General features: G+C 34.8%; 16 protein-coding genes. 2 read left to right on the forward strand and 14 right to left on the reverse strand.

The window, feature by feature from the left end:
• Positions 1 to 177: 177 nt before the first annotated feature.
• From H6W53_RS13845 to rpiB, 6 genes are all read right to left on the reverse strand, one after another.
• On the reverse strand, positions 178 to 549 hold the full coding sequence (locus H6W53_RS13845; protein WP_185207624.1) for a YraN family protein: 372 nt from the start codon (positions 547 to 549) through the stop codon (positions 178 to 180).
• Between the two features lie 207 nt (positions 550 to 756).
• The gene (locus tag H6W53_RS13850; RefSeq protein ID WP_185207626.1) at positions 757 to 1,686 is read right to left on the reverse strand and encodes an LD-carboxypeptidase; all 930 of its coding nucleotides are present in this window, start codon (positions 1,684 to 1,686) and stop codon (positions 757 to 759) included.
• Complete coding sequence (locus H6W53_RS13855; protein WP_076391058.1) at positions 1,679 to 2,368, reverse strand: LysE family translocator; 690 nt, start codon at positions 2,366 to 2,368, stop codon at positions 1,679 to 1,681. The genes H6W53_RS13850 and H6W53_RS13855 overlap by 8 nt, the downstream gene beginning before the upstream one ends.
• 90 nt (positions 2,369 to 2,458) lie before the next feature.
• Complete coding sequence (locus H6W53_RS13860; protein WP_185207628.1) at positions 2,459 to 2,941, reverse strand: hypothetical protein; 483 nt, start codon at positions 2,939 to 2,941, stop codon at positions 2,459 to 2,461.
• Positions 2,942 to 3,048: 107 nt separating this feature from the next.
• Entirely contained in the window at positions 3,049 to 5,202 is a 2,154-nt protein-coding gene (gene rnr / locus H6W53_RS13865) for a ribonuclease R (protein ID WP_185207630.1), read from the reverse strand.
• 334 nt (positions 5,203 to 5,536) lie between these two features.
• The gene (gene rpiB / locus H6W53_RS13870) at positions 5,537 to 5,971 is read right to left on the reverse strand and encodes a ribose 5-phosphate isomerase B (protein WP_185207632.1); all 435 of its coding nucleotides are present in this window, start codon (positions 5,969 to 5,971) and stop codon (positions 5,537 to 5,539) included.
• A gap of 637 nt (positions 5,972 to 6,608) precedes the next feature.
• On the opposite strand from rpiB, the gene H6W53_RS13875 reads away from it, so the two are divergent.
• Entirely contained in the window at positions 6,609 to 7,799 is a 1,191-nt protein-coding gene (locus H6W53_RS13875) for a phosphoglycerate kinase (RefSeq protein ID WP_185207634.1), read from the forward strand.
• A gap of 775 nt (positions 7,800 to 8,574) precedes the next feature.
• Here H6W53_RS13875 and H6W53_RS13880 read toward each other — a convergent pair.
• The 8 genes from H6W53_RS13880 to H6W53_RS13915 form a co-directional block, all read right to left on the reverse strand.
• Complete coding sequence (locus tag H6W53_RS13880) at positions 8,575 to 9,396, reverse strand: class I SAM-dependent methyltransferase (RefSeq protein ID WP_185207636.1); 822 nt, start codon at positions 9,394 to 9,396, stop codon at positions 8,575 to 8,577.
• 112 nt (positions 9,397 to 9,508) lie between these two features.
• On the reverse strand, positions 9,509 to 11,371 hold the full coding sequence (mnmG, locus tag H6W53_RS13885) for a tRNA uridine-5-carboxymethylaminomethyl(34) synthesis enzyme MnmG (protein ID WP_185207638.1): 1,863 nt from the start codon (positions 11,369 to 11,371) through the stop codon (positions 9,509 to 9,511).
• 198 nt (positions 11,372 to 11,569) lie between these two features.
• A complete protein-coding gene (gene ybeY, locus H6W53_RS13890; protein WP_076391051.1) occupies positions 11,570 to 11,977 on the reverse strand; it encodes an rRNA maturation RNase YbeY in 408 nt (135 codons plus the stop codon).
• A 7-nt stretch (positions 11,978 to 11,984) separates the two neighbouring features.
• Positions 11,985 to 14,144 carry a patatin-like phospholipase family protein gene (locus H6W53_RS13895; RefSeq protein ID WP_185207639.1) on the reverse strand — a complete coding sequence of 720 codons (2,160 nt, stop codon included), beginning with the start codon at positions 14,142 to 14,144 and terminating at the stop codon, positions 11,985 to 11,987.
• Between the two features lie 3 nt (positions 14,145 to 14,147).
• Positions 14,148 to 16,595 (reverse strand): bifunctional UDP-N-acetylmuramoyl-tripeptide:D-alanyl-D-alanine ligase/alanine racemase, encoded by a 2,448-nt coding sequence (locus H6W53_RS13900; protein ID WP_185207640.1) that lies wholly within the window; start codon positions 16,593 to 16,595, stop codon positions 14,148 to 14,150.
• Positions 16,595 to 16,897, reverse strand: a complete 303-nt coding sequence (locus H6W53_RS13905) for a hypothetical protein (protein ID WP_185207641.1) — start codon at positions 16,895 to 16,897, stop codon at positions 16,595 to 16,597. Before H6W53_RS13905 ends, H6W53_RS13900 begins: the two co-directional genes overlap by 1 nt.
• On the reverse strand, positions 16,878 to 17,198 hold the full coding sequence (locus H6W53_RS13910; RefSeq protein WP_087706688.1) for a hypothetical protein: 321 nt from the start codon (positions 17,196 to 17,198) through the stop codon (positions 16,878 to 16,880). Before H6W53_RS13910 ends, H6W53_RS13905 begins: the two co-directional genes overlap by 20 nt.
• 54 nt (positions 17,199 to 17,252) lie before the next feature.
• Positions 17,253 to 17,843, reverse strand: coding sequence for a thymidine kinase (locus tag H6W53_RS13915; RefSeq protein ID WP_076391046.1), 591 nt, complete (start codon positions 17,841 to 17,843; stop codon positions 17,253 to 17,255).
• Between the two features lie 60 nt (positions 17,844 to 17,903).
• On the opposite strand from H6W53_RS13915, the gene H6W53_RS13920 reads away from it, so the two are divergent.
• Positions 17,904 to 19,397, forward strand: coding sequence for a hypothetical protein (locus tag H6W53_RS13920; protein ID WP_185207642.1), 1,494 nt, complete (start codon positions 17,904 to 17,906; stop codon positions 19,395 to 19,397).
• Position 19,398 lies beyond the last annotated feature (1 nt).

Genomic DNA, 19,398 nt, shown 5'->3' on the forward strand with positions numbered 1-19,398 from the left:
CCAAGATTCTTTTTATATACCACTTTTTTTAATTTCGCAAAGCTACTTCTACAAGCTCAGCATAAACTATTCACTCAGCAAAGAACTCAAAGGTTTTTCAATTATGTCAGATTACGGACAATCATTTATTAGTATAACAATTTATCATTAATACATTTAATTCAATCTTAAATTAATTTAGTTCGCGTCAAATGCTTCAAAAGCATCGATGATATGTTCGATCACCAGATTTTTATTTTCGTCGAGAATAACGGAAATGATATCAAATCGTACTTCCTGATTTTTATTGTATTCTTCAATGAAATAATTGGCAGCCAAAACAATCAACTTAATCTTTCGTTTGTTTACGGCTTCCTGTGGAAGATTAAACACATCAGTAGAACGTGCCTTTACTTCAACGACTACAATTAAACTATCTTTTTCGGCAACCAAATCCAGTTCTGCTTTTTGGTATCGAAAGTTTCTTACCAAAATTTTGTAGCCGTTTTTCTGTAAATATTCAGCGGCCAATTCTTCTGCTTTTTTACCAAAATCGTTGTGATCTGCCATTATATCGATAGATTATTTTTTATACAAAAAATCACTGTTGAAAAACTTACAATCAGTATAATTATCCAAAAAATTATTCCATACAAAGTCAGATGATATTCCTCCTTCTTATTCCAAATCTCCCTTAAACTTAATTTTTCTCCTTTCATCAAACATTTAAAGAAGACAATATATATTCCTAAAGTTCGGAGAAATAACAGATTCATATTAAAACTCAATCTTAGCCTTATTCTTAACCTCCAATCTCACATTTCCACCAATAATCAACGGTCTGTTGTCTTTGATGTGTCCATTCGGGAAACCGAACACTGTTGGGAAATTGTACTTTGAAATTCTGTCGGCAACTAACTTGTAAGCAAATTCATCAAAGCTTTCTTCGTATTGTTTATTTTCTTTTTCATCGCCTATATTGGTCATTCCGCCGATAATCAACCCTGAAATTTTATTAAAAACTCCGGCTAATTCAAGACTCATGATCATTCTGTCGAGAGCATAAAAATTTTCGCCGATATCTTCAATGAAAAGAATTTTATCTTTAAAATCAAAGGAATATTTCGTTCCTAAAAGCGCATAAATCAAGGCTAAATTTCCACCGACTATCTGTCCTTCAACGTTTCCTTTTTTATTAAACTGATGAGAGGAGAGGCTATATTTAAGGGATTTTCCTTTTAAAACATCAAAAATAAGATCGTAGCTTTCTTCGGTAACACCAAAGCTCGATGTTTTTACAGTCTGTCCGTGAATCGATGCAAAACCTTTTTTCAGCAAATAACTCTGGATTACAGTATTGTCTGAATATCCAATGTACCATTTTGGATTTTTGGCAAAGTTTTTAAGATTAAGATGCTGAATGAGATGCTGACAACCGTAACCGCCTCTTGAAGCCCAGACTGCGGAAATTTCGCTGTCATTGAGCGCCCAGTTCATGTCTTTTAATCTTTCCTGCTCCGTTCCTGCGTAATTGTATCCGTTTGCATATTTCGTGTAAAGATATTCTCCCAAAACGGGTTCGAAACCTTTACTTTTAATCATTTCGATTCCCTTTTCAAGTTGGGAAGATTCTACGGCTCCCGAAGGAGAAATAATGGCTATTTTATCGCCTTTTTTCAGGGATTTGGGAAAGATTGTTTTATTCATTTGTCTTTTTGTATTTTACTTCAGTTTTCTCTGCTTCTTCCAGTCTTTTATCAAACTGATTGAATTTTTTAAAGCTCTGCAAGAAAATAAAGAAACTGAATATGATGAGAATTCCGCCAACAATTCTTCTGATTCTGTTGGCTAATTTTTGGGTAAGTCTGTCGTGAAACTGCTTCGCAAGGAATATTTTTACCAGATCGATAAAGAGATACGTTCCGATGACGATTCCGATGTATAAAATGAAATTACTGGTATCGGGATACTGATTTCTTACCGAAATAACGGTGACAAGCCAAAAAAGGATGACTCCGACATTCAGAAGATTAAAGAAAAAACCGTTGACGAATGTTTTAAAATAGTTCTGATTGATGAATTTTTCTTCTCCGGGAATATGCATCTTGGTTTTGGTAACCATCATCACAATTCCATACACAAAGATCAGAATGGCGGTAATCCTGTAAAATCCGGGATGTTTATCGATGAGCGTTACAATATCTGCACTCGCATAATACGCTGCCAAAATGCACAGAAGATCTGCAGAAATAACGCCTAAATCCAGTGCTAAAGCATGTTTCGGACCTCTCGAAAAGCTGGTTTCAATTAAAAGGAAAAAAATAGGTCCTATAAAAACCAGACTCAGCATGAATCCTAAAACGATGGCAGATAATATAAGTTCAAACATTCAGTGGTGTTTTCAATGAAATAATTTCATCTATTTATACAAAGTTAGTTTTTATGTTGTAAAAAGCAAATAAGAAAAGCATCGGATCAATTAATACTTATCAAACTCATACAATTCATAATATTCTATAAGTTTATCTTTGTATTCCTGTCTCAATTTCGGGAAAACATAAAAAATCCATTGCTTAGAATAGATATAATGCGATAAAAAATTTCTTTTAAAGGAATAATATGATTCCAGATAGTTTTTCCAACTTTCATAGTATTTTTCAAGTGAAGAAAGAGATTCAGGATCATCTTTTCTGATCTTTTCATGAAGTTTTAGATAAATATTTTCAATTTCTTCTTTCCATGAATTTTCTTCAATTCTAAAATTATTAATTACATCGACATCAGATCCTTTACCGTCATCAAAACTTTTAATTCGGGTTAAAGCTGATTTCAGAGACGGACTGTACGGTAAGCTGTCTTTTATAAAATGAGACTGATCGCTCTTTTCAGTAACTATTTTCTGTTCATTTCTTTTGCATTCAATACATAATAGCAAGCCCAGTAAAACAGCTACAGTATTCATATTTCTTATAAATCTAAAACAGTATTTTCCCATCAAATAAATTTTAAGTAAAATAAAAAAAACTGCAATTTCTTGCAGTTTCTAAATATAGTTCTTTGTTGTAAAATCTAATCAACAATCTTGAAATCCAATTGTTTTTGAATCAGATTTGCTTTAACCACTTTGATCTGAACCTGATCTCCCAACTGGTATTTTTTACCGTGCCTGTTTCCATACACAGCGTGGGTTTTTGCATCATAAGAGTAAGAATCGTCGGTTAAATCTCTTAATTTGATTAATCCTTCCGCACCGTTTTCAGGAATTTCTACCCAGAAACCGAATTCCGCAACACCAGAAATAACCCCGTTGAAAGTTTCTCCCAAATGTTTCTCCATAAATTTCACCTGCATGAATTTTATAGAATCTCTTTCCGCATCTGCCGCCAATCTTTCCATATAACTGCAGTGTTTTGCTTTTTCTTCAAGATCTGCCTTGTTCGGAGATTTTCCGCTATCAAGATAATGCTGCAATAATCGATGTGCAATTAAATCCGGATAACGACGGATAGGAGAGGTGAAGTGGCTGTAATAATCGAATCCCAATCCGTAGTGACCGATAGGTTCTGTAGAATAAATCGCCTTGCTCATGCTTCGCATCGCCAGAGTTTCGATCATATTTTCTTCGCCTTTACCTTTTACATCATGCAGTAATTTGTTTAAAGATTCCGCTACTTTTTTGGTATTTGCCAAGTCCATTTTATATCCGAAAGTCGACACAAAATCTCTCAAAGATTCCAGTTTTGCAGGATCCGGATCGTCGTGAACCCTGTAAATAAAGGTATTCTGTGAAATTTCTCCTCTTTTGTTCAGAGAAACAAATTCCGATACTTTTTTATTCGCCAACAACATAAATTCTTCAATTAAATGATTGGAATCTTTGCTTATTTTAAAGTAAACTCCCACCGGTTCGTTGTTTTCATCCAGATTAAACCGTACTTCACTTCTGTCGAAAGTAATCGCTCCGTCTTTGATTCTTTTCTGACGCATGATTTTCGCCAATTGATCCAAAACCAGAATTTCTTCTTTAAAATCACCGTCTTTTCCTTCAATTCTTTCCTGCGCTTCTTCATACGTAAATCGTCTGTCTGAATGAATTACCGTTCTTCCGAACCACTGTTTTTTGATTTCAGCTTTGTCATTCAGCTCAAAAACGGCTGAAAAAGTAAATTTATCTTCGTGCGGACGAAGCGAACAGACATCATTACTTAAAACTTCTGGAAGCATCGGTACAACGCGGTCTACCAGATATACTGAAGTAGCTCTCTGGTAAGCTTCATCATCCAGAATCGTTCCCGGAACCACATAATGCGAAACATCCGCAATATGAACTCCGATTTCCCAGTTTCCGTTGTCTAATTTTCTGATGGATAACGCATCATCAAAATCTTTTGCATCTTTCGGGTCGATGGTGAAGGTTGTAATTCCACGCATATCCCATCTTTTTGCAACTTCTTCTTCATTGATGCTTCTGTCTATTTTATCTGCATCTCTTTCCACTTCTTCAGGGAATTCGTACGGCAGTCCATATTCGGCAAGAATAGAGTGGATCTCCGTTTCATGTTCTCCGGGAGCTCCTAAAACCTGGATAATTTCTCCTTCCGGATTTTTATCTCCCGGTCTCCATTCCGTCATTTTTACGATCACTTTATTCCCGTCTTCCGCACCTCCGAATTTAGGTTTTGGAACAAAAATATCAGTGTTAATGGTCTTTTTATCGCAAACCACAAAACCAAAATCTTTGTGAGGAACGATCTGCAAAGTTCCCACAAATTCTGTTCTCGTTCTTTCCAGAACTTCAAGAACAGAGCCTTCCAGCTTTTTACCTTTGTAAGTGTAGGTTACAATTAATACTTTATCGCCCTGCAAAGCATCTTTTACGTTTTTGGAGTGGATAAAAATATCATCTTCAAGACCTTCTACCTTTACATAAGCATTACCGGACTGGTTGAAATCGATAATTCCTGTTAACGTTCCTTTGATATTAAGGTTAACAATATATTTTCCTTTTTCTGTTTCTTTAATTCTTTCGGCAGCCTGCAATCTGTGCAGTGCCTGAATTACAAGTTCTCTCTGTCTCGGATTCTTATAATCTATCCCGTCTGCAATCTGCTTATAGTTGTAGACTTTCGTGGAATTTTCATTCATAAATCTAAGGATAAGTCTTCCGATTTCCTTTAGTTTATGTTCATTTTTCTGACTTATATATTTTCTTTTCTTTGCCATTTTAATTTGTAATTCGTTAAATTTTCAATTCTGATATCTCAATCAGAGAGATTTAAAAATACCGAATAATCATGAGATTTTTAAATCTTAAAGTTTAGTTTATTGGTAAAAACCCATCAATTTTCCTTCCATTTATTCTACAACGGAAGTTTTAGTTTTGTATAAATTTAATACAAATATGGAGAAGTGTGGAGAAAAACCTTTTAATAATGTGTTTTTAAATTTTCTACAGGCTTGTATGGAAATAATAGATTGTAATTTCTATTGGACGCTGCAAATATACTAAATAAAAAATAAATAAGGCTTGCAAATTGATTTACAAGCCTTTATACTTTTAGCAGAATGCAATTTTGTCTACTCTGTTCTGATGTCTACCTCCTTCAAAGTCTGTAGAAAGGAATTTTTCAGCAATTTCAATAGCCAGTTCCTTTGATATAAATCTCGCAGGGATCGAAATCATATTGGCATCGTTGTGCTGTCTTGCCAAGGAAGCAATCTCCGGCATCCAGCAAAGCGCACAGCGAATCTTCTGATGTTTGTTGGCAGTAATCTGAACTCCGTTTCCGCTTCCGCAGATTAAAATTCCCAGTTCATTTTCGCCGTTTTCAACAGATGAAGCAGCGGGGTGTACAAAGTCCGGATAATCCACACTGTCTGTGGAAAACGTGCCAAAATCCTGGATTTCAAAACGTTCTGAAAGATAGTTCTTAACAATCTCTTTGTATTCATAGCCTGCGTGGTCTGCAGCAATTGCTATTTTTCTTTTCATAATACTTGTATTAAGCCTTTAATAGATTTATTCCACACAAAGTTAAGTATAATGTGGATAAGTCTTAAATTTTTGCGAGTTAATTGTGAAAACGCTTGTGGGTAACTGTTGAAAAAAGTTCTAAAACTAAAGTTTCGTAACATTGAAAAATTTTGTAATGGAATTTTACTTTCATAGATCCGACATTTTTTTACACAAAGTTATTGGGGAGAATTCTTGGTCTTTTCCATAAAATATTTATTAATAATAGTAAATTCTGAAAGTTACCCACAATTGTTAATAACGATGTGAAATACTCTAATATCAATGGATTACAATGTATATAAGTTGTGAATTGGCTTAAAATTAAATGTGGTAAAGTATTTCATTAAAATTTATCCCCTAAACTAACAATACTCAACAACAGTATCATTTTTCTTTTTTTAAGAGAAAAGAAATTATGTTGATTGATGAATGATGAGTCTGCGGGAAACTTTTTGAAAACTTTTCAAAGCTTGAATCGTTCTGAAAATTTTAAAATCTTACATTTGTGAAACAAAATTTGAACGAAATGAATGAACCCGACCTGCCGGAAAAAATGAAGCCAATGGATTCTCAAAGTCGGTTCACTTTACCCGAAAAAATATAAAATGTACATATGAAAACAATCAATGATTTCAATTTCAATGAAAAGAAGGCGCTTGTAAGAGTGGATTTCAATGTTCCGCAGGACGACCAGCTTAAAGTAACAGACAATACGAGAATTGTTGCGGTAAAACCAACCGTGGATAAAATCCTTAAAGATGGCGGTTCTGTAATTTTAATGGCTCACTTGGGAAGACCAAAAGGGGAGGTTAAAGACGAGTTTTCGCTGAAACATATCGTAGACGAGGTTTCTGAGGTTTTAGGACAGGAAGTTAAGTTTGTGGACGAATGTGTTGGAGAAAAGGCTGAAAAGGCTGCTTCTGAGCTTAAGCCGGGAGAAATTCTTTTGTTGGAGAATCTGCGTTTTCATAACGAAGAGGAAAAAGGCGATGAAGCTTTTGCAGAACAGCTTTCTAAATTAGCAGATGCATATGTGAATGATGCATTCGGGACAGCTCACAGAGCACATGCTTCAACGGCGGTTATTGCTAAATTTTTTCCATCAACTAAATTTTTCGGTTTATTGATGGCTAAAGAGCTTCAGGCGATTGATAAAGTATTAAAAAGCGGTGAAAGACCTGTTACAGCTATTCTTGGTGGTTCTAAAGTTTCAACTAAAATTACCATTATAGAAAATATTTTACCGGCAGTTGATAATTTAATCATTGGAGGCGGAATGGCGTTTACTTTCATTAAGGCTTTAGGCGGAAAGATCGGAACTTCGTTAGTGGAAGAAGATAAGTTACCTTTAGCACTGGAGATTTTAGAAAAAGCTAAAGAACATAAAGTAAAAGTTTATCTTCCTTCAGATACAGTAATTGCTGAAAGTTTCAGTAATGATGCCGACAGAAAAGAAGTGGATATTTACGAAATTCCTGAAGGTTGGATGGGACTGGATGCAGGTCCGAAATCGAGAGATCAGTTTAATGATGTATTGTTAAATTCCAGAACCATTCTTTGGAACGGACCGATCGGAGTTTTCGAAATGTCGAATTTTGCGGCAGGAACTGTTGCTTTGGGAGACAGTATTGCCGAAGCTACAAAATTGGGAGCTTTCTCTTTAGTTGGAGGAGGAGACAGTGTTGCGTTTGTGAAGCAATTCGGTTACGGAGAAAAAGTAAGTTATGTTTCTACCGGAGGAGGAGCGATGTTGGAAAGTCTGGAAGGTTTGGAACTTCCGGGTGTTGCTGCCATTAACAATTAAGAAAATTAATTTATATATCTTAAGTCCGCTGATTTTTTCGGCGGACTTTTTATTTTAAGCTTGCTCAAAGTCATTTTAATTTTAACCGCAAAAGATACAAAAGACTTTATAGGATTTATGTAAAGTATTACAAAAGTCTGCAAAGAGAAAAATCTTTGATTTTTTTACTTATGTATGCTTTTTTAGTTTTAGTATTAAATTTAAGAAACTAAAGTGTTTAAATCTTTTGTTATATAAAAGTTTAAATATTGTTCTTTAAAAAAGATCAGTATTTTTAATTTTCAAATGCGAAGAACAAATTAATAATTTTCATTTTTGATTTATCGATGAATAAATTTTCAAATCCTGAAAATTACCAGAGAATTCAAATTTCTGAAATAGATAAAAATTTTTGCTGATTCATTTTTACTTAATTGCTCATATTTGAGTTAATTTCAAAATTAGTAGAAAAGTCAAAAAATATGATAATGATGTAATGATTAAAATTTTCAAAATTCTAAAAGGATGAAAATTGAAGTTTTTAAAAACTATTGTTACTTTTCTAATTTTCAAAAAATAGAGTCAAATTTTGAGTTACTAACTTTTTACTAACAAATTTTAAAATTCTGATCTGATTTTTTTCAAAATTTAATCTTGTGTAAAAAATATTCTGAAAATTTGAATCGAGTAGGGGAGTTGATAAAAAATAAAATCCCGGAGAATTTCCCGGGATTTTGATTTTCAAGGCTCAAATTCTGAAAAATTGACCTTCAGAAATGGCTTAAATTTCGATTTTCTACTTTTTTTCGATAATGTATATCAAACTTGAAAATTCGTTCGAAAAAAGGGCTTTTACGTTAGAAATCGTTCCGAAGATCGTTGCTTTTAGCCAAAATAGGGATGATTTTTTATATTTTTCGCTTAGCATAGAGATGTAATAAGAATCCAAAACCAAAGGTTTGATTTTTCTCATTTTCCAGTTGGGTTTTTTAGCAATCAGATTTTCCATACCGTTTTTTGAAAAATGATAAACGTGTCTCGGAACATCATACGCTGCCCAATATTCTTTATAATGTTTCGCATCGTAAGAAGTAGGATTGGGAACGGCAATAATCAACAGTCCTTTGTCTTTCAGTTTACGATTGAAAATTTCGAGCATCTCGTCCTGATTTTCGATATGTTCAAAAACATGCCATAAAGTAATTGCGTCCAGACTTTTATCTTCAATGCAATGAATATTATCTAAAATAGTCGCTTTTGAAATTTTGTTCTGCGCTGCTTTTCTTGCATCTGCATCCGGTTCAAAACCGAAAGTTTCGAAATCATTTTCTATAAACTTTACAAATTCTCCGGCTCCGCAACCATAATCCAATACTTTTGATCCTTTGCTGATTCGATCTAAAAGTATATTTTTTTTGTACTGCAAATTAAAGGATTGTAAAAATTTATACAATTTTTCTTTAAGACTTCCGGAATCCTGATGGTGGGAAATATAATCTTCACTTTCATAATATTTTGAAATATTGGATGGAATAGGGGAGGTCTTGAAAACTCCTTTGGTATCTGTTTCAATAATTTCAAAAATTTCCTGAGATAGAAAATGATCTTTTATTTTCATTTGATTTTTCTTTAAAATTAAAAATTAAGATATTCAGACCTTTGTATAAGCTCATAAATACCTTAATTTTTGATTGTATTTTTATGAATGTTTCACGTGAAACATTTTCGTTTTAGCGTCCTAAATAGACCAACAAAACGTTAATATCTGCTGGCGAAACTCCGCTGATTCTTCCAGCCTGTGCAATTGTTTTTGGTTTTACATTCGTCATCTTCTGCTTTGCTTCTGCAGAAAGACTTGAGATCTTTGTATAATCGAAATCTTCCGGAATTTTAATGTTTTCCAGACGGTTCAGTTTGGCAACATTTTCTTTTTCTTTCTCAATATAGCCTCTGTATTTGATATTCACTTCTGCCTGTTCTCTAACTTCATCATCATATTTAGTAGAAACTTCGTTGATAAAGTCGATCTGATCCAGTTTTTCCAATGTCATATTCGGTCTTGTAAGAATCTGCGCTGCTCTGTAAGCCTGATCAACAGGACTGCTTTCGATAGTTTCCAGAATAGGATTAATTACTCCCGGCTTTAAAGAAGTTTCCCGAAGAAAGTTCTCAAGTTCCTCACTCTGAGCGACTTTCTCATTTACTCTTTTTAGTCGTTCTTCTTTGGCTAAACCTAAATCAAAAGCTTTTTGCGTTAATCTGATGTCTGCGTTATCTTGTCTTAAAAGAAGTCTGTATTCTGCTCTTGAGGTAAACATTCTGTACGGTTCTTCTGTTCCTTTTGTGATAAGATCATCAATTAAAACTCCGATGTAAGCTTCATCTCTGTTAAGGATAAATTCATCCTGTTCCTTTACTTTGTTGTGAGCGTTGATTCCGGCAATAAGACCTTGTCCGGCTGCTTCTTCGTATCCCGTTGTCCCGTTGATCTGTCCCGCGAAGTACAAGTTATCAATTAATTTTGTCTCCAAGGTATGCTTCAATTGGGTAGGAGGGAAGTAGTCATATTCAATGGCATAGCCAGGACGGAATACTTTTACGTTTTCAAATCCCGGAATATGTTTCATTGCTTTGATCTGCACATCTTCCGGAAGGGAAGAACTGAATCCGTTTACATAGATCTCTACTGTTTTCCACCCTTCAGGTTCTACAAACAACTGATGTCTGTTTCTCTCTGCAAAACGGTTGATCTTATCTTCAATACTCGGACAGTATCTCGGCCCTAAACTTTGAATTGTACCATTGAACATTGGGCTTCTGTCGAAACCTTCACGTAAAATATCATGTACTGTTTCGTTGGTATAAACGATGTGACAGCTTAATTGTTTGGTTAATTTAGGGGTATCTAAATAGCTGAATTTTTGAGGATTTTCATCTCCTTTCTGTTCTTCCATTTTAGAATAATCCAGACTTCTTCCGTCTACGCGGGGTGGGGTGCCGGTCTTCATTCTTCCCGCTTCAAAACCTAAAGAAACGAGCTGTTCTGTAATTCCAAAAGCTCTTGGTTCGCCCATTCTTCCGCCTCCTAACTGTTTGTCTCCAACGTGGATCAAACCATTAAGGAAAGTTCCGTTGGTAAGAACTACAGAACGTCCTTTGATCTCTATTCCTAATGAAGTAACTACTCCGGCAACTTTATTATTTTCGATAATAAGCTGCTTTACCATGTCCTGAAAGAAATCAAGATTGGGTGTATTTTCTAAAGCCAAACGCCATTCTTCCGCGAAAAGCATTCTGTCGTTTTGTGTTCTTGGTGACCACATGGCAGGACCTTTGGAAAGATTCAGCATCTTGAACTGGATCGCAGATTTGTCTGCTACAATTCCGGAATATCCTCCCATCGCATCGATCTCTCTTACGATCTGTCCTTTTGCAATTCCTCCCATTGCAGGGTTGCAGCTCATCTGTCCGATGGTCTGCATATTCATTGTAATAAGCAGCGTCTTTGAACCTAAATTGGCTGCTGCAGCTGCTGCTTCACATCCTGCGTGACCGGCACCCACTACGATTACATCATATATTTCTGAAATCATTTTTTTTTTGCTTGTTTTAAGCCTTAATTTTTACTCTTTTTTACAAATGTTTCACGTGAAACATTTGTAAATTTTATTGTCTTAAATCTGTTCTGTTGCGCTTTATTTAGCCCCGATCACAGCATTTGTCTGAGCTCATTTTCTTTTGAAAAAAGAAAATAGCGAGTGCGGAGAGCGGGATTAAGCTCTAAAAAAAACTTAATGGTATTTTGCTAAATAATGATCTTCTTTTCCTCGCATCTGCAGTTCTTCTTCTTCTGTTTTATCTTTATATCCGCAAAGGTGCAGAATGCCGTGAGCCAAAACTCTACGTAATTCTTCTTCGTAATTTCTGGATAGGGTAGAAGCGTTGTCTGAAATGCGCTGCAAAGATACAAAAATCTCGCCGCTTATGGTCTTCCCTTTTACATAGTCAAATGTAATGATATCAGTATAGTAGTCGTGCTGTAAATAATCCTGATTTACCTTGAGTAAATATTCGTCGTCACAGAAAATATAATTGATCTCGCCCAACTTTTTTTCTTCTGAAAGAATAAGATCTTCCAGCCATTTTTTGTATTCTGTGTTTACCGATTCGGGTAAGTTTTCGTAAAAAAATTGTATCATTTCGTAATTAAAACCAGTGTCCTAAAATAACACTGAATATGCCTTTTTGATTGTTTTTAAGTGAATGGCTGAAGTTGATTTTGATCTGCCCGAAAGGAGATTTGTATCCAGCCGTTAATCCTACTGAACTGAAGTTTAATTTTACCGCATCCTCAAAAGTTATATCATTGGAAAGATTGGCAAATGAAAAGTTTCCGCTCAGGAAATAGTTTTTATTGAATTTAAATTGAAGGTCGTTTGAAATTAAAACCACATTATTGCTGTTCAGCTGAGCAAAATAAAATCCTGAAAAGCTTCTGTAGTTTACAATATTCTGTTCAAAGATTCCGCCCAGTCTGTATTTGTAGAAGTCGGGAAGGTTTTCGCCGATGGTGATTCCTCCGTAAAGATTAAGTCTGTATGCAAACTGTTTTGAAATCGGAAGATTAATCCTGATATCTGCTTTTACCTGAACGAGTCTTTTATCTACTTCAGATTTTAAAAGATCAATTACTTTTCCTTCTGCGTTAATGTAAATTCCGCGGGTAGGGAAGTCCCTGTCGTTTTGGGTATCGCTTTTCATAAATACATACGGATTTAGAAATCTGCTGTATCTTTTATTGTCTCCGTTAAATTCTGCTTCGAAATAATCGTGGCTGATTCCGCCGCCGATGGCAAATTTATCTTTCCAGATCGATTGAAGATAGGCTTCATTTCTCAGCCAGAACCATTTGTCGATTTCGTTGTTATTGTTGCCTCTTAAACTGAAGCTCATTCCCGAAGAATAAATTCCGAAGCCCGGAATATATCCGTTATCAATAAAATAGTTTAAATAATATCGGGGTTTGTCTCCCACAACAACATCGAGAGAAAGATTTGAATTTCGGAATAAAAGTCGTTTTGCTGAATAATTTAAAAGAAGTCCGGTTTTAAAAATTTCGTCGTAATGTAAACCGAATTTTAGAAAGTGTCGTGTATCGTCTTCGGTAACGTAGAGCTTAAGGTAATTTGAATTGTTTCCGGAAATAATATCGTAATTGATGAATTTGTAATTGTTGGTGGCGACTAATTTATCAATCTGTTTATTGATGCTTCCGTAGGTTTGAAGAGAAGGAAGCCGCAGTCCCATTTTCCCTAAAACATAATTTTTTCCGTAAATTCTGCTTCCTTCTATTTCGAGACTGTCGATTTTATAGACATTGGAATAAATAGGGCTCATTTGCTGTCTGATTCTGTCGAAAGGTCTCTTGGGTAGCTGATCGAGAATATCGACGTATTTTAAGCCTTCTACGTAGCCACTGTCGAGAATTTTTTTCTTATCATCATAACTTGTAGCAGTCATGCCTGTTAAATTAGGCTTGATGTTGATGTCGGTATATTGATACTGTCTTTTGGTATCTTTTTTAATTCCGAAATCAATAACCTGATTTAAGATAGCAATAATACTGTTCAGATCTTCACGTTTGGAAAGATCCTGATTGAGATCTACCCCGATAACGATATCAATTCCTTTGTCTTTTAAAGGTTTGGAAGGATAGTTTACCGTCATGGCTCCGTCTATATAAATGCTGTCATTAATTTTAACAGGATCCATGAGTGATGGAAATGCAGAACTTGCCATAATCGACTGTACCAGATCTCCTTTTTCAAAAATCTGCATATTGCCGCTTTCCAGGTTGGTCGCGACGCACATAAAAGGAATAGGAAGTTTGGAGAAATCGTCAATATTGGAAACATTTTTGAAAAGTTCCTTTAACAGATAGACATTTTTCTGTCCGGAACTGATGGAAGAGGGCAGGGTAATTTTTCCGTTTTTAAGAGGAATAGACAAAAGATATTTGTCAACGGATTTATTAAAGAAAGTTGTTTCCTGTCGTTTTGCTTTGGGATCTGTGATTAAAGAATAGAAATCGGTATCCATTACAATCTTTTCTATCTCTTTTCCGGAATATCCTGAAGCGTACAGTCCGCCTACAATGGCTCCCATACTTGTTCCTGCAATATAATCTACTTTTACGCCCAGAGAATCCAGCACTTTAAGTACGCCTACATGAGAAAATCCTTTAGCTCCGCCACCTGCAAGAGAAAGTCCTATTTTGGGATTTTTCGGAATAACGAGGTCTTTCTTTACCTGAGACTGAATCAGAAGCAATTGAAAGGCAAATAAAATAATCAGGAGCTTTCTCATAGGCTAATCTTTAATATAAATCCGTTTCACACGAGGCGAAATGGAGGTTAAAACTTCATAGGTTATTGTTTTGCAGTAGTCTGCGAATTCTTTTAAACTTGGTTTTGCGTTAAAGACGGTTACGGTATCGCCTTCCTTTACATTCGGGATATGATCTACGTTAATCATCATCATATCCATACAGATGCTTCCTACAATCGGAGCAAGGGTTTTGTGGATTCCTACATTTCCGACTTGGTTTCCGATTAATCTTGGGATTCCATCGGCATATCCTACAGGAATGGTGGCTATTTTTGTCTGATGATCTGTTTTAAATCGACGGCTGTAACCTACTGATTCTCCATTTTCTACCGTAGAAATTTGAGAGATCACTGTTTTAAAACTTACGACAGATCTCAATTGTTTTTGTATTTCACTATTTGGTGATTCTCCTAACATTCCGATCCCGATTCTTACCATATCGTACTGATGATTGGTGTAATTTGTAATTCCTGAAGAATTTAAAATATGTCGGATAGGAGTGTATCCCAATTTTTCTATCAAATAGCTGGAATTTTTCTCAAAGGTTTCTAGCTGATGTAAGGTAAATTCTTTTTCATCCGGTAAATCAGATGATGAAAGATGGCTGAAAATACTCTGAACCTTTACATTCATTGAATTTAAAGTCTCACTTAACTGATCCAGTTCATTGCCTTTAAAACCAAGACGATGCATTCCTGTTTCCAGTTTGATGTGGATCGGGTACTTCTTATCATATCCTGATTTCTGAACCGCTTCATAGAATAATTCCAGAACTCTGAAACTGTAAATTTCCGGTTCCAGATTGTAAGCAATCACCGTTTCATAACTGTGCTGTTCAGGATTCATGACCACAATAGGAACCGTAATTCCTTTTTTTCTGAGTTCTACACCTTCATCAACAAAAGCAACTCCAAGATAATCTATGTGATGATGCTGTAAAAATTCAGAAATCTCATAACTTCCTAAGCCATAAGAGTTTGCTTTTACCATCGCCATCATTTTTGTGGATGGCTTTAGTAAAGATTTATGGTAATTGATGTTATGAAGAATAGCATTCAAATTAATTTCTAAAACCGTATCGTGTTTTCTGAGTTCAAGCAGATCTTTAAGTCTTTCGATCTCAAATTTTCTTGCTCCTTTTAATAGAATGATCTGATTTTCAATTTCTGTAAGGTGTTTACTTTCAATTAATTCCTGAGTATTGATGAAAGTAAAAGTTTTAGCTTTAAATAATTCACTAAATTTTGATATTTCATTACCAATCAGGAAAACAGAATCAAATTTCTGTTCGTTTACAAGCTCGGAGACTTCTTCATAAAGTTCTTTCGAATTAGAATTTACCCCTACAATATCTGTAAGAACCAGAGATTTTTTCGGTTTGTTGTATTCATTAAGAAATTGAAGCGCGGTTTTCAGAGAGTCAAGATCAAGGTTAAAAGAATCATTGATGACAATGTTGTTCTTAATGCCTTCAATCGCTTCAAGCCTCATTTCAACGGCCTTTAAAGCGTTGATTTTTTCGACGATCTTTTCGTTTTCAATACCAAGTTCCTTTAAAACCGTTACAAGCGCCAAAGCATTCGTTAAAGTCGCTTCATCCCTCTGATGAACCGGAAAAGAAATTTCTTCGTCGAAATAATGTACCGTTACCTCTTCGTTTTTCGAAATATTGTTTTTGAAATAGACCTGATTGTATTCTTTAAAGCCGTAAGAAATTAATTTTTTACCTGAATATAATTCTTTTATCTTTTTGTCAACCAGAGAATTATCTCCGTTATAAATAATCGTTTCAGAATGTTTGAATAATTTGATCTTTTCATCAATCAGCTCCTCTTCCGATTGGAAGTTGGCAAGATGAGCAGTTCCGATGTGGGTAAGCAAACCAATCTGCGGATGGAAAATATTTTCGAGCTTTTCCATTTCGTTTGGCTTGGAAATACCTACCTCAAAAATTCCTAACTGGTGAGAATTATTAATCTGAAGCACAGAAAGCGGAAGTCCGATCTGAGAATTAAAACTTTTTGGGCTTTTTACCGTTGGAAATTCATTCCATAGACATTGATACAGCCACTCTTTTAAAATTGTTTTTCCGTTACTTCCTGTAATTCCGACGGATTTTAAATGAGCATTTTCAAAATGAAATTTAGCTAATTTTTGAAGAAATTCCACAGAATTCTCAACAATGATCCATGTAATATTTTCAAACTGCGGATGATGATGTTCGGAAATGATGACGTTTATTCCACGGTCTACCGCAGATTCAATGAACTTTTCCCCGGAATTTTTTGAAGTATTGATTGCTATAAACGCAGTATTTTTAGTAGAATAAATAATTCTGCTGTCGAAAGCGATATTCTTGATTACTATATTTTTGTCTCCAATAATCTTCGCATTGGTAATTTCTGCGATATCCTCTGCTGTAAAGTTCATTATAAATCGTCTATGATGAATTTTTTATCTTCGTCCTGAAAATTATTATATAAACGTAATATTTTCAGATAATTTGTTTCTAATCTGTAGATAAGTGTAGTCTGCACTGTGATTAGAATTTTATTATAATCCGGAAATTTTTCCAGTTTTTGAAATACTACTTTTCTGTCAAGAATTAAACTAATCCTGTGGTTAAGAATATGTATAAAATTCTGATATTCTTTATAGGTAAATCGAGTTCCAATATAATCTTCTATCTGCTCGAGATCCTGAAGAGCGAATTTAGACCACCTTATTTCCATACTTTTTCAGAAAACGTTCCTCAGAAACTTTCATTACTTCGTCATGTGTATGATAAATTCCGTTTTCAAAATCATTTTCAGCTTCTTTTAAAGAATTCAGGAAAGACTGTTCCGGTTCTATAATTTCCGCAATCTTTAGCAATTCCTCCGGAAGAAATTTTTTCTCTTTCATCTTTCTGAAAAACGTAGGCTCGGAAATTCCGCTCTTTTCAATGATGTATTTCATTTTGAAAGGCGAATTTTTCAGAATCTCGTCAATAGAATTGCTGATCTTTATGTAATTTTTAATCTCTAATATCATTTTCTGATAGTTTTCACTATTAAATTTTAAACAAAATTAATAATAAATTTGATATTAAATCTCTTTTTTATTCAAAACTTCATCCACAAAAACTCTTCTGCTTACCGCATCGTAAGATTCTGTTTCTCCGAGTTCTACAAGATCTTTTCCTGCGGAAGTTCTCATAGAATAATTGGCAAGATTTCCTGTTCTTCTGCAGATCGCGTGTACTTTTGTTACATATTCTGCAGTTGCCATCAGATTGGGCATCGGTCCGAAAGGTCTTCCGAGAAAATCCATATCCAGACCTGCAATAACTACTCTTATTCCGCCGTTTGCCAGTTGATTGGCTATATCCACAATGCTTTCATCAAAAAACTGCGCTTCATCAATTCCTACTACATGACAGTTGGAGGCCAGCAAAAGAATTTCGCTGGGATTTTCTACCGCCGTGCTTCGGATTTTATTCTGATTGTGCGAAACCACATCTTCATCCGAATAGCGCGTATCCAGTTTTGGTTTAAAAATCTCCACATTCTGCCCTGCCATTTCAGCCCTTCTAAGCCTTCGGATCAACTCTTCGGTTTTTCCGGAAAACATTGAGCCACAAATAACTTCCATCCAACCACTTTGTTTGGAATGATTAATTGTATTTTCTAAAAACATTTGTTAAATTAGCCGTATATTTTTAACTTCAAAAGTAAGCAATTTTAACAAGATTCTTCTATGCAGAACATCCAAGATTTAAAGGAAAAGATTTTTTTTGAATCCAAGAATATCATTGGTATTTTGGATAAAATAAGCAACGTAGACGAACTTTCGTCAAAGCAGGATCTTGTAGAAGAGCTTGCCAACAGGATTTCGTTTCTGCGTCTGCTGGAAAAAAATTTAGAGTATTTCGGAAGTGAAAATTCTTCGCTGATTTCAGAAAATAAAGAAAAATTTTCTTCCCCCGCTCCTTTGCAGGAACCCAATGATTTCAGCAGTGAAGTAACGGAAGAAGAAGCTATTTTCAATAATGAGCTTAATGAAATTGACGGAAGCGAATCCGGAAATTATTCAACTGAAGTGACTGAAGAAGAGGCAATTTTTAACAATCAATTAAATGAGATTGTAGAAGGTGAAATTCACGAAACTTTAGTTAATTTTGCAGAGGAAAATTCTCAGGATGAAATTAAGAATGATCTGAAAGAGAATGAAGATGTTTTCAATGCTCAGTTAAATGAACTGGATGAATATGAAACTTCTGAAAACAGCGGAGCGGATCTGAATTTTGTGGATGAAGAAAGAATTCTGGCAAATTCTGAACCCGAAAATGATGAAGAAATCTCGGAAGAAATGTTTAATGACAGCAAAACGGAAGAAGAAGTTATTTTTAATCATCAACTGAATGAAATTGATGAATTTGAGAGCGAAATTTCGGACGATCGTGGAGATATTCTGAATGATTTTGATGAAGAAGAGAAAATTCAGAACAATTTTCAGTATAAGAATGAAGAAGAATCTGAAAAAATCCCGAGTATTTTCGACGGGGAAGTTTTAGATGAAAATGAAGAAATTTTAGTGGAAGAAAATGATAATCAGTATTCTTCCCGCACAATGATTGAACAGGGCGAATTGGCGACCGATACTTCAAATGCTGAAAACATTGTTAACGAAATTAAAAATGAAGCAGTTGTTGAAGAAAAGCAAGAGCAGCCTATTTTAGCAGAAATTAATGACAGAAGAAAAATTGTTGAGATTAATAAACCTGTTTCTGAAGAGAAAGAACATTTAAAATCTGATGAAAGCTTTGAAAATCTCGAAGCCTATCATCATGATAAAAAGATAAAACTGGCAAATATCAAAGGTCTGAAAGCGGTACAGTCGCTTTTTGATGATGATCATCTTGAAAGAGATATGCCGGAAAAAGCAATTCCTGTTGAGAAAAAAGAAGAGACAGGAAGTATTTTAAAGACCAATATTCCAACCGATTTTATGGAAGCGGAAAAGAAAAAGCCTGAGTTTAAACTCGATCTGAACGACAGGATTGCTTTCACAAAAACATTATTCGGAGGAAGCCAGACGGAGCTGAATGAAGTGGTAAATAACCTGAACAGTTTCAGAACACTGGAGGAGGCAAAAGAATACCTGAGTGATCTTTATTATGCCAAAAAATGGAGCAAAGTGGACGAATATGCACAGAGACTGTGGATATTGGTGGAAAATAAATTTTTATAAA

Origin of the sequence: Chryseobacterium sp. C3 (genome assembly GCF_014218905.1) — a bacterium.
Lineage (GTDB): Bacteria > Bacteroidota > Bacteroidia > Flavobacteriales > Weeksellaceae > Chryseobacterium > Chryseobacterium mucoviscidosis.